Genomic DNA, 11,323 nt, shown 5'->3' on the forward strand with positions numbered 1-11,323 from the left:
GCGCAAATGAAACGTACGTTGAGTTTGGGCGCTTCTTCCCTTACGGGGAAGAGCGCCAATCAATTGGCAGAGAAAATATTTGGGAAAAGCGATTTTCCTCTCAAGCTGCGCGTCACCAACAAAACGCCTCGAGCGTTGGTGCTACCAGATGTCCGTCTGGAGCTGAAACCCAACTTCAAGAGCCCTGAAAACATCGTTGAAGTTGTATTTAAGGATCACGGTTTCTTTACCAGATTTGTCTCTGATATCGATTCGCTATCTGAAAACAACAAATGGATTGATGCAATCGAGCTGGAAGATGTTGACAGCCAAGGGGAGGATATGGAACCGGTAGTTATCGAAAAAAAGCAAAGGGCGGTTAAAGCTGGAGTTGAACCCAAGTCGGTAATGATTTCTGAGGCGGCAGCAGGTGACACTGCCATCGTTGATAAAAAATAAGGAACGGTCATGTCCACAGCTTTTACACGGCAACTTGCCTCCCAGTCGGGCGTGCAATTGAATCCCTTGCGGGATATGACCGATGGCTACGCGCCGGATAATTCCGATCAAGTGTTCGGTATTATCATGCGCGCCACGCGCGGCCGTATCGATAAGCCGTTCCGTGTCAATCGCGGCAATTTCCAAAAGAAGCTGGGGCGCGGCGAGTCGTTGCGCGCGTCAGCGCTCAATGAAGCGCATATCCACGTCTATGAAGCCTTGCAAAAGGGAGCCGCCTCAGCGGTGGTGCAGCGCTTAACGACGAGTACAGCCGTGCTGTCGACCATCATCGTGACCCAGCCCGAGCTGCCTGCGACGGATCTGCAGTTTGCAGTTGCCGTTGATGTGCCAGTCGATAAGCCATTTTTGTTGTCGGTAAAGCACCTTGAATGCTACAACGACGGAATTGTGGTCGAGCTGCATGCCGACGCGGTGACGGAGAACGGCACTCCAGTCGCTAATCGCCAAGTGACACTGCGACTGCGCGATAAAGACCGCAATACGCTCTACGAATTTGTCGGATCGCTCAATCCTGATGCGCTGGACGACTATCAGCAAAGTGCCTATTTACCGGATGTAGTGGAGCGCACGACCGACAACGTCGAAGTGCTGGTGGGCAGTGGTGCCCAAATTGTACCGACCTCGAATGCCTACGGGCGAGATACCAATGGCCGTGCCAAGTTCGCAATCTCTCCGGTGATGACGTATTTTGCCGAGGGCAGCACCACCTACGGCGTGCCGGACTTTGCGCGTGCGCGGGATTTGCTGCAGAAGACGGAACATGATTATGCCTATATCGTTAGTGGCGGTTCGCATGCGTTGGCGCTGTTGTCTGCCTTGGCCCAGCTGGCCTATGACACGAACCGGCAATTTGCCTGGGATGTGCCGGGCATGCTGTCGCCGGGAGCGGCCATAGCCTTCATTGCGCAATTGAACTTCGATTCTCACTACTGCCAGGCATTTTGGGCGCCGTTGAAGTCAGACGATCCGCTGGGCTTGAACGGCAAAGTGGTGCTCGGCACGTCCGCTTACAACGTGGCGCGCCGGTGTTTGCGCAATGCCCAGACGGACGCCAATGGTTTTGCGCCTAAAAACTATCCGATTGCCGGCAAAAATTGGCCACTGGATAGAACGGGCATTGTGCAAATCCATACACCCGACGACGATTTGAGTGACCTCGCGGACGCCAAAATCAATCCGGTGATCTACGTCAAATACAACGGCGGCGGCAAATACGTGTTCAGCGATTCGTTGACTTGTGCCAAAACTGCAGTGTCGATGAAGAAGTTGATTTCGGTCGCTGATATGTCCAGCTCGATCGATGACTGGGTTACGCGCTTTGCCAAAGAAGCGCTGCAGCTGCCGATGGAAGTATCAGTCAAAAAGACCGATGCCTTCCTCAAAAAGCTGTTCAAGGACGCCAAAACGGCGAAATGGATCGTACCTAGCACTGAGATGGATGGGGAAGCGTTTCAGTACGTGGTGCAGCCGAATGCGCTACGGCCGGCGGATCGCATGGACGTGTCCTATTCCTTGAAATACGACGGTACCAATCGCCAAACCTTTGTCACCCAAACACTTTCCCGCTAATCGGGCTTTACAAAATGAAAGGAAGAAGATGAGTCATTTAGCTGCAGCAGCGATCCGCAATACTTTGTTTGTCAAGGATGTTGCGCATAAAGGCCGGCAGACGGTACTGGATTCAGCATCCGATGACGAAGACAGCAATGTCGCGGCGGACTACGCCGCGACACATATCGCGCTGGGTACGGCATCAACCATTCAGGAGTGGATTGAAACCGATGATCTGGATGAAGACGAAACCCTGGCTGATCGCCTCCTGGCGAATATGGTCGGCCTGGTTGATGCGAACAAAGACGGCGAACTCAGCGACGACGAAGCCGAGGTGCTGGAGACAGCATTGGAATTCGCCTGGGACTACCTGGCGGAGAAGGGCGTCTCGGATGAGGATTGCAGCAAACTACTGAACGATTGGGACGAAGCAGCAGCGGACCGCATCCGGGATCTTCTGGCCGCGAGTTTACCGGATGGCGACGATGCGTCGAGCGCCGATATCGACAATTTTGTGTTTGGCGACGAGGGCAGCGACGCGATGCTGGACGCCACCTACAAGAAGCGCATGGTGATCCGCAAGGGCAAGAAGGTACGGATCAACAAACGTATCTCCGGTCGTGTCCGCCTGACTGCCAAGCAGAAGGTCAGCATACGCAAGGCGCAGATGAAGGCGCATACCGCCAGCGCCACTATGCGTCGTATGAAGTCGATGCGGCTGAATCGGAAAATGGGCTTAAGCAAGTAATCGTTCCCAGTTTGAATTAGCACTTCAACACAGCGGGCAGCCAGGTGAATCGGCTGCCCGCAATTTTATGGAAGGTGGAAATATGGCAGCACCAGGGCAAGGTACGACGGCAGACCAGCAAATCCTCAGTTCCCAGTGGTTGGGGCTTTCCGAGCATTTGATTGCAAAAATCTATCCAGTCGATAACAGGGGACTGCGTGCGGGGCAAGAGCAAATTGAGGTACATGCGCCGGTGATCGCCGGTGGCAATATGGAGGCAACCTTGAATTGGCAGTCGCCATTCGAGCAAAGCAGCCCGGATAGCAAAGCACCGGCCTTGATTGCTATGCTGCAGTCGGGCGCGTTGCTGCCCGGAATGAACGATTTTTACTCCTTCTTCGGATGGACGTCGAAGTCGGGATCCGGTAGTGCCGATGTCGGTGCAATCGAGCGCAATATTAAAAAATTTGAAGGCCGCTCCGGTATCACCAAGTTGAATTCGACTCAGATCTTTACGGGTATGCCGCCCATCAAAATCAATGTGTCGCTGGTGTTTCGTGCCTTTAGCGATCCCAAAAGGGAGGTTGCGGCACCGCTGCAGCAGCTATGGGCTTGGGCGCTGCCACAGAAACTCAGTGGCGATAGCCTGGTGGCGCGCGCCGCCGGCGGTGGCGATGGCATCGACGGGGCGATCAACAGCATGTTCCCGTCCGTCGCGCCGCAGCTGATCGGTTTTCAGTATAAGCAGCGAACCCTGGCACCCATGGTGATCGAGACGATCGGTGAGCCCATCGACGCACCTATCGACCAGGACGGTTATTACACCGAAATCACCATTCCTTTGACGCTGGCGACCTTGACCGCGCTGGACCGCGACGACATGAAGAAGATGATGATGTCGGGTTCCTATTCGTCCAATTAACTAAGGATTATCGAATTATATGATTGCTTTCTCGCCCCTCCGAACACGCCGCCTGGCCGTCAAGCTGCGCGAGCTCTCCATTGTGAACGCCGGCGCGCTGGCCGCAGTGCCGCCGGAGCGTTTCGAAGAATCGACCACGACTTTCTTACAGATGATTATCGAGTCAGCTGATGCGCCCACAGAGCGTCATGTCACCGACCCTAAAAACTGGACGGTGCAGGAACGCATGCTGGTCGTCGGCCACTACCTGGCCCATACCACAGGAGAAGAGGGAGGCGGTGCCAATTTCATGCTGGGTGAAGGGTATTACATGGATTACCTGAATGCTAGCCGTGACACACCGGACTTTCCCATTGCCCTGGGCAGCCATGGCGGTGATGAATGGCATATCTCGCCAGTGACGGGAACGATGGCGGAAGCGATTGAGCAATTGCACGGCCATATTCCGAATGTTGCCGGCCAGTTGCATTGGATGCTGGGTACCATGGCCGCGCAGCTTTTACGGGTGGGCGAATTGGCGCCGGATCCTGCACTGGATTCGTTGAAATACTTGGAGTGGCTAAAAAATCGCATGCAGATTATCAGTGAATATCCAGAGTCCGAGTTTCTGGGGTTGTACGCGATGCGTCACCGTGGCAATAAGCTGCTGATGCATTTCTTTGAGACGATCGAAATTGACGAGGGATTCGTTGCATTACCTCATGAGGGGGCGGAGGCAGAGTCGTTGCCTCCGGCCCGATTTCCAGTTTCAGCCTGCGTCAGTGAGTTCGCGAAAAGAGTTACTGGAAAACCTGCGCAATATGGCGGTTAGCTTGAGTTTATATTCAAGCACCTCCTATCCCGAGGCGATGCGCATGGATATATCGGACGCGCGGGATTTTTTGGAATCAAAAGTGTTTGATACCTGGGTGAAGAATCGGGAACTGGAACAAAAGGTGCAGTTTGCGTTAGTGGGTCGTTTGGACGGGGTCATCAAGGCGATAGGGGGACTGGGTAAGGCAATCAGTCGATAGGGGAAAGATGGTGTGTGTCATCGCTCCTGCTGGCACAGATCATTTATGGGAACAGTCATGGCAGAACCAACGAGCACGCTAGCCGCAGTCTGGCTGGCAATCACGAAATACCTGTTACCGCTATTGCCTGGCGCAGTGGGATCGGCGGTCGCCCTGAAATTCCTGGGCGAGGGCTTGAACTGGTGGCAGAAGCTGTCCAGTTTCGCTGCCGGCCTGGCGTGTGCCGTCTACATTGCGCCGGTGATGATCGATTGGTTTGCCATTACTGGCGCACGTACCCACTCTGGTATCGAGTTTCTGGTCGGATTATTTGCGCTTGCCACCGCGCGCGAGGTGTTTAAGGAAATCAACGAAGCAGACATCATCGGCACGCTCAAGCGCCGCTATCTAGGAGCTAAAAATGATCCAACTAATTAACACAGGGGCCAATCTGGTGTTGCTGGTGTTTTGTTTATGGGCGGTCTTGAACAAGCACCTGGAAACGCAGGTATTTGGTACAGCTGCGCTTTCTCTGGTGGCAATTACGTCCTTTGTGAATATCATGCGGCCGGACGCCTTGGGTTTCTGGAGTGAACAATCGGAAGTACTGTCGAATGTTGCCGTCGCCATTCTCGCCGTATGGTTCTGGCGCCGGTGGCATCAATGTAATTTTTTGGAAAAACCATGAATCTGAGTCCTCATTTTACTTTGGAAGAGTTGGCGTTTTCGCAGACGGCGATACGCAACGGCCTGGATAACTCGCCGTCGCCTGTCATAAAGAAAAATCTCAAGCGTGTCGCCGAGACCTTGGAGCTGGTACGCGTCCTGGTTGGTAAGCCAGTCTCCGTATCGAGTGGTTATCGTTCACCAGCGGTGAACAGGGCTGTTGGTGGTGCCAGCAACAGCGCACATGTGCTGGGCTTGGCGGCAGACATACATTGCTCCGGCGTCACACCGAAACAACTCGCCAATGCCATCAAAGCCAGTGGTATCGCCTTTGATCAGCTCATATATGAAGGCACTTGGGTACATATTGGCCTATCGGACGGGACACCGCGTCAACAGGTGCTGACAGCCGTATTTGATAACGGCAGGGCGTCATACCTAGTGGGGATTGCATGAATCTCTTGACCACTATCTTGCCGGCGTGGGTTCGGTGGTTGACGTTAATTTCAGCTGCCGCAGTGTTCGGCACCATCGTCTATAACAAGGGCAGGCAGGTTGAAGGGGAGAAGCACATTGCTTATCTCGCTGAGCAGTCCGCGCAGACCCTCAAAATCGCCAAGGCGCAACAGGTGGTCGTGACGCAAACGCAGATCAAGTACGTTGACCGCATCAACACTATTTATGCCAAAGGAGAAGAAATTGAAAAGCAAGTGCCAATCTACATTACCCAAGTGGACAACGCTAGCTTTGCTGTTAGTGTCGGCTTTGTGCGCTTGTACGACGCCGCCTGGTCAGGTGACGATCCCGGATCTGCCGCCGATTCTGACCGAGACCCCTCCGAAATTTCGCTTGCTCAGGTCGCAGAAGCCGACGTTTTCAATGCAACGACCTGCCGAGCTTGGAGAGAACTAGCGCAAGGGTTGCGAGAAAATTACACACGCTTGAAATCTACAATGGACCAGCAGAGGTAGTGATTAAAGTTAAAAATGTGTCCGTTAGTCCGCAAGCGCGGATTGATGAAAGTCCAACTCTTCTATACTCGGTGAGATCGTCAGAGCGTATCTTTATTGATGATTGCTTGCATGTTCTTGATGCATCTACGAAGCAAATCACCGCGTACATTGTTTGGCGGAAAGGTTAACTGAAGGCCCTCTGCAATGAGGGCCTTTTCGTCGCTCTAGCAGCTGGAGGGCAATATTAGGATTGATCTTTTCCAAGACTTACCGTAAATGAGCCGGAGTTATCGCCGTAGGTGCTCGGAACATCGTTATATACGAATGTGATGAGTCCTTGAGTATGAGGCGGAGCGCTCCAGCGGAACAGGCCTGTGTTCACAGGGATGTAACCACTTGATCCTATTTTCATCACTAATGCGCCGCAGTATGCGTCTCCACATATCAATCCTTGATTCGGATGAGTCTTGTCTCCTTGTGGTCCCCAGTTGGGCTGCGGGCCGTAGCCAGCCCATCCCGATGCAACGATCGTAATTACATCTCCGGGATTATAAGTTACGTCAGTTGGTTGTCCGTTTTGTGCGTTAGCTGCTACTGTGCCAGTCCAAGCCATGATTTACCTCCGGTGGTGGTTAAATATTTCGTGCAATGGAAAATAATTACATTTTTGTCGTCGATAACCTCCTTCTTTAAGGGGGGAGGGGCGCAGCCTGTTTGTCTATTGCATTAAAGCGCAATACGGGAAATCGAGTAGCTGATAACTTTGACAGGTGCAAGGCATTGCGCTGCTAATAATGAGCTGCAATGAGTTGCTGGGACGTTCTCGAAAAAATTCATTAAATGCTACTAAGCCACAAGCGAATGAATTCACTCATGGTCAACGCCGCTAGCTGGGGCAATCTAAGCCCCACAAAAATTCTACCCCTCTCGAATTAGCCATTTTTTTTGCCGTTTATCTTTACGCGAATGAAGCCAATCCACAATCGCAATTCGAAAGTCATTTTTCAGCGTACATTAGTCGGAATCCCATGCGAGTTTGTAATCCGTCTTTACGTTTCGCGAGATATCGCGCATTCAAGTCGTCGGACCCAAAGTCTTCTGTTTTGTGAAATCCGATACGCTGTAATTTTTGTTGTAAAGAGGTTGGATCGAAAGAAGTTTTCCAAGGCTCCCCCTGTGCCGTAATGAATTTCTCAATATGATCCCCTATGGCGATTTCCATGGGGTTGAGTAGTGAGCGTTGTACTCTGTAGTCGAATGTAATTCCACTTCCTTTGGGTAACGATGCGACGAATTTTAGTGTTTCAAATATCGCGTCGGTGGAAAGGTAAACTGTGACGCCTAGCCAAGAAAAATATGCCGGCTGATCTGTGCGAAATCCGGCTTCTTGCAATTCCTTTTCCAATGATTCTGTTTCAAAATCGATTGCTACAAAAATTACTGATTTTGGTACGTCGATACTTGCTTCTTCCAAAATACTTCTTTTCCAATTCTGAGTCGATGGATGATCTACTTCATACACTCGTAACTCCTTACCCTGATGACTATTTCTGAATGAAAAAGTATCCAATCCCGCGCCAAGAATGACGTATTGTTCCACCCCGAATTCCATTGATTGACGCAGTTTGTCTTCAGCTAATCTGCTCCGTACCACTAGCCCGGCACGTACGCTTTGGGTGAACGGATCATTAAATTGAGATGGGTCATTTCGGATGTAAGCTTCTGCGCACGGGCCAAGAATAGGTAAAGCCATCGGGTCGTTGAATATGACCGGATTATCCAGTAATTGATGTGCTGCCCGAAGCTCCGCAACCCATCGCGCGGACCAACTCGGTTTACCTGTTTGAATAATATTGTTTTGTATAGAATTCATTCTAGTTCTCCTGTATTTTTATATGATAGCGATTCGTTTAATTCACCTCTCTGGGGCTTAAATCTTGTCGAGCTATGCCTTGCAATCAAAAAGATCATTCATTTGTTCTTGAGAATATGGAATGGCCAAACGCGTTGCAATGGCGCATAGAAATATTGCACTATCAAGTAAAAATCCCGCGCATAGAAATATTGCACTATCAAGTAAAAATTCCATATGTGTTTTCTTCATTAGTTTTTTTTAATTTCAGCGAACTTCTATCGTCGGTTGATGATGCTGAAAAAAACAATAGATCATCTTTCCGAACACATGGTCGAGTCTCGTTACTCAATATAGATTGAAAACTATTTCCATGAAACTGAGGAACTTTACAGGTCCAGTTATTTGCGGTTTTTTTTGAACGACACTGAACCGAGATGGTTTTGGAATTTCTGGAATATTTAATTTCCAAGTTCAGTTAAAAAAAGTACGGCCGGGCTGCTCGCGATTTTTTTTTGATGTTAATTTCAGCAGAGGACGATAAAGAGGACAGTGCAATTGTGGAGATAGAGATGTTTGCCTAACGATTCACGCACCGCGATTGATATTGGCGCAATTGTTTATCGTATATTTCCTGGCGGACCAGTTTTGAGGCGTCCATGGAAGTGATAATTGTTAGCTGAACGTCGGAGGGATGTAGTTCAGGTGAATTTCTTAAGCCTCATTTTCATCGGTTAGTTTCGCCTTAAGTTTTCTGCACTCGTACCCCTCTTTCATGCCAAGCTCAGGAACTGCGGAGGAGAGAAAATTCATGTCACTGCTGGTGGTCGTGCTCAGGGGGAACATGTCGTAGTAATTACAAAAGGCCAAACATCACCGCCTTGGCTGCTGCTGCTGTTTTATTGGTGGTATTGAATTTTTTTAATGTATTGGAAATGTGGAAATTTACCGTGCGATCAGAAATACCCATGATATTTCCAATTTCTCCTGAAGTTTTTCCGTCAGCGGTCCAGCGCAAAACCTCGATTTCTCGTGCGGTCAAATCATTCAATGCTTCAGGTAAATGCTTTCTGATCAATAGCCGAGACAAACCTTCATGGACAACGTCAATCAGCCAGGATAGCTTCCACGCGGTTTCACGCAGCTTCTCGCTTGAGACACTATCATCCGTGCGTGAAAGATTGAGCAGTCCGCTAATTCCCCTTGCGTCGTAGCGTGATTGCGCCCAACCGGCGTGCAAACCGTGTAAGCGCGCATCTTCCCAAAATGATGCGTTGACGATAGAGTCTCTATGGGACCAAACTAGCGGGAGGGTAGAGCGCTTGCCGTGCGTGACGGTCGGATCAATTTTTACATATTCCTGCTGCGCATATCGTTGCTGCCAGTCTACTGGATAGTTATTCAGCGCGATTCCTTTGGGCTGCGCGAGCGGCCATGGTAGGCGCATATCGTATGCGCAGTAATCGAATCCAAGATGCTTGGTGATTTCGGACAAAGTGCTGAATAAGGCGGATACGGATTCCGCATTTAAAATGGACTGTATTTTCTGTTCTTGCCAATTAATCATAACGACATTTCCATAAAATTTGCGCCCATTTCTTTGGCAGGGGAAATTTTTTTCATATCGCATAGACGAATTAAGAAATACTGAGTTTAAACTTCGAACTAATAATTTTAGGCTGCGCTAAATTGAAATTTATGCGCATTGCGGCGAATTATTTGCATGCGAAATCGAACAGTTTCAGCATTTTAACCATCTAGCATTCGATGTGTTCAGCGCCGATTAGCCTTCAATCTAGTCGTCGGCTCCGCTAAGGCGTCGAACAAAATTTCAGTGTGTAACTAGACAAATTTTGTTTACGTATTCGAACTAAACGGTGAGGCTACTCTCAAAAATTTTCTTCCGCACCTGTCAAATTGATCAGTACCCAGTCATTGGGACAATTGATAAAAGTATCATTGCCCTGATTTCTGATCGTAACTTCTACATCTCGCGGGGGTAGTGGGAAGAAATGAATTTGTCAAATACTTCAAGAAAAATCATCACCATTACACATGCTGATATGGCTACGCCAGCGTGAACAGAAATGGACTTCAATAGACAGTCAGCCTTACCGCCTCTTTTGATAAATCCCCTTCATCCTCCTCTTAATCTGTGGGTTTTTCTGTGGGTTTTTTGAGGGGATTTCAGGGCGAATGAGGGGTATGTCTCCCTATGACACCTCTGCGAAGGCGCATAAAATTGAATCCTTAAATTGGTTCGAGTCCAATCGTGCCTACCAGTATTCTCGATGTTGTGGGAATGCTGGGATAAATCGAGAGCAACTCCCGGTTTATTTTATGAAAATCGTTTTGGCAAATTATGGATGGAAGCGCGGTATGGCTTCCATTTTTGCTTTCTATCTCCCGCATCCGCGGAATCAGTTCACTTTATATCGGCCGTAAATAATATTTGCATTTGCGCGAGCTAGCTGGCGGCCGATGTGTGTCCGGTTGTTGACGAGAGCCAGGCCTCGATGCAATTCAATACGCGCATTTTTTTTGCCGCGGCCATAAAAATGCCTAGCTGTCGCAGATCGCCAACAAGAATGTGAACTCTTGCAAAATTCGCTATTTTCCAAGTATTTCCCCTTGGTAACTAATGATGTTGGCAGTTATGATTTGGTGAAATATTTATCAAGCAAATTCTCAGTAATATTCATTGCCAAAAAAACCATAATATTGATGTCGATTTAATTTCCAGGGGCGCCGCATGAGCAGTGTGTTCAAGTCTTTGATAATGGGGCGTCAGCATGGCCGCATATTGCGGCTCTCTTTCCCGCACGACGATGGTCCCCAGGCGCAGCTCCTGGTCAACAAACTCGATGCAGTAGAAAGCCTGTCCCGCGACTTCGAATTCAATGTCGAATTGATATCGGACGACCCGGCATTGGCGCTCAAGGATTTGCAAGGCAAGCTGTTCAGCGTAGAGCTGGTGCGGGCAGATGGCAGCCTCCGGTATTTCAGCGGTTTTTGTTTCGAATTCCGTATGACCAGGACCGATGGCGCCATTACGTTCTACCAGGCCAAGCTGGGTCCGTGGCTGCAGTATCTGCGGCTGCGCAAAGACAATTACATTTTTCACGGCAAGACGCTGCGTGAGCAGACGGAAAGCATCTTCAG

At 49.7% G+C, this 11,323-nt stretch carries 15 protein-coding genes; 11 read left to right on the top strand and 4 right to left on the bottom strand.

The window, feature by feature from the left end:
- Positions 1-6: 6 nt before the first annotated feature.
- The 10 genes from V8G57_RS25265 (at position 7) to V8G57_RS25310 (ending at position 6,327) form a co-directional block, all read left to right on the top strand.
- On the top strand, positions 7-438 hold the full coding sequence (locus tag V8G57_RS25265; RefSeq protein WP_342831741.1) for a hypothetical protein: 432 nt from the start codon (positions 7-9) through the stop codon (positions 436-438).
- 9 nt (positions 439-447) lie between these two features.
- On the top strand, positions 448-2,067 hold the full coding sequence (locus V8G57_RS25270; protein WP_342831742.1) for a hypothetical protein: 1,620 nt from the start codon (positions 448-450) through the stop codon (positions 2,065-2,067).
- A 28-nt stretch (positions 2,068-2,095) separates the two neighbouring features.
- A complete protein-coding gene (locus tag V8G57_RS25275; RefSeq protein WP_342831743.1) occupies positions 2,096-2,797 on the top strand; it encodes a hypothetical protein in 702 nt (233 codons plus the stop codon).
- Between the two features lie 82 nt (positions 2,798-2,879).
- Positions 2,880-3,698, top strand: coding sequence for a hypothetical protein (locus V8G57_RS25280; RefSeq protein ID WP_342831744.1), 819 nt, complete (start codon positions 2,880-2,882; stop codon positions 3,696-3,698).
- Between the two features lie 19 nt (positions 3,699-3,717).
- Positions 3,718-4,509 (top strand): hypothetical protein, encoded by a 792-nt coding sequence (locus V8G57_RS25285; RefSeq protein WP_342831745.1) that lies wholly within the window; start codon positions 3,718-3,720, stop codon positions 4,507-4,509.
- Positions 4,510-4,552: 43 nt separating this feature from the next.
- Positions 4,553-4,711 carry a hypothetical protein gene (locus tag V8G57_RS25290; RefSeq protein WP_342831746.1) on the top strand — a complete coding sequence of 53 codons (159 nt, stop codon included), beginning with the start codon at positions 4,553-4,555 and terminating at the stop codon, positions 4,709-4,711.
- Between the two features lie 57 nt (positions 4,712-4,768).
- A complete protein-coding gene (locus V8G57_RS25295; RefSeq protein ID WP_342831747.1) occupies positions 4,769-5,128 on the top strand; it encodes a holin in 360 nt (119 codons plus the stop codon).
- Positions 5,112-5,378 carry a hypothetical protein gene (locus tag V8G57_RS25300; protein WP_342831748.1) on the top strand — a complete coding sequence of 89 codons (267 nt, stop codon included), beginning with the start codon at positions 5,112-5,114 and terminating at the stop codon, positions 5,376-5,378. The genes V8G57_RS25295 and V8G57_RS25300 overlap by 17 nt, the downstream gene beginning before the upstream one ends.
- On the top strand, positions 5,375-5,812 hold the full coding sequence (locus V8G57_RS25305) for a D-Ala-D-Ala carboxypeptidase family metallohydrolase (RefSeq protein WP_342831749.1): 438 nt from the start codon (positions 5,375-5,377) through the stop codon (positions 5,810-5,812). Before V8G57_RS25300 ends, V8G57_RS25305 begins: the two co-directional genes overlap by 4 nt.
- Positions 5,809-6,327, top strand: coding sequence for a hypothetical protein (locus V8G57_RS25310; protein WP_342831751.1), 519 nt, complete (start codon positions 5,809-5,811; stop codon positions 6,325-6,327). The genes V8G57_RS25305 and V8G57_RS25310 overlap by 4 nt, the downstream gene beginning before the upstream one ends.
- 226 nt (positions 6,328-6,553) lie before the next feature.
- Here the strand turns inward: V8G57_RS25310 and V8G57_RS26325 are convergent, their stop codons facing one another.
- The 4 genes from V8G57_RS26325 to V8G57_RS25325 form a co-directional block, all read right to left on the bottom strand.
- Positions 6,554-6,922 carry a LecA/PA-IL family lectin gene (locus V8G57_RS26325; RefSeq protein WP_425458329.1) on the bottom strand — a complete coding sequence of 123 codons (369 nt, stop codon included), beginning with the start codon at positions 6,920-6,922 and terminating at the stop codon, positions 6,554-6,556.
- Between the two features lie 384 nt (positions 6,923-7,306).
- A complete protein-coding gene (locus tag V8G57_RS25315) occupies positions 7,307-8,182 on the bottom strand; it encodes a class I SAM-dependent methyltransferase (protein WP_342831753.1) in 876 nt (291 codons plus the stop codon).
- Positions 8,183-8,254: 72 nt separating this feature from the next.
- On the bottom strand, positions 8,255-8,413 hold the full coding sequence (locus V8G57_RS25320; RefSeq protein ID WP_342831755.1) for a hypothetical protein: 159 nt from the start codon (positions 8,411-8,413) through the stop codon (positions 8,255-8,257).
- A gap of 604 nt (positions 8,414-9,017) precedes the next feature.
- Positions 9,018-9,728, bottom strand: a complete 711-nt coding sequence (locus V8G57_RS25325) for a LuxR family transcriptional regulator (protein WP_342831757.1) — start codon at positions 9,726-9,728, stop codon at positions 9,018-9,020.
- A 1,185-nt stretch (positions 9,729-10,913) separates the two neighbouring features.
- Between V8G57_RS25325 and V8G57_RS25330 the strand changes: the two genes are divergently transcribed.
- On the top strand, positions 10,914-11,323 hold a 410-nt coding region (locus V8G57_RS25330), incomplete at its 3' end, for a contractile injection system protein, VgrG/Pvc8 family (RefSeq protein WP_342831759.1).

It is taken from the genome of Collimonas rhizosphaerae (genome assembly GCF_038896935.1).
GTDB lineage: Bacteria > Pseudomonadota > Gammaproteobacteria > Burkholderiales > Burkholderiaceae_D > Collimonas > Collimonas rhizosphaerae.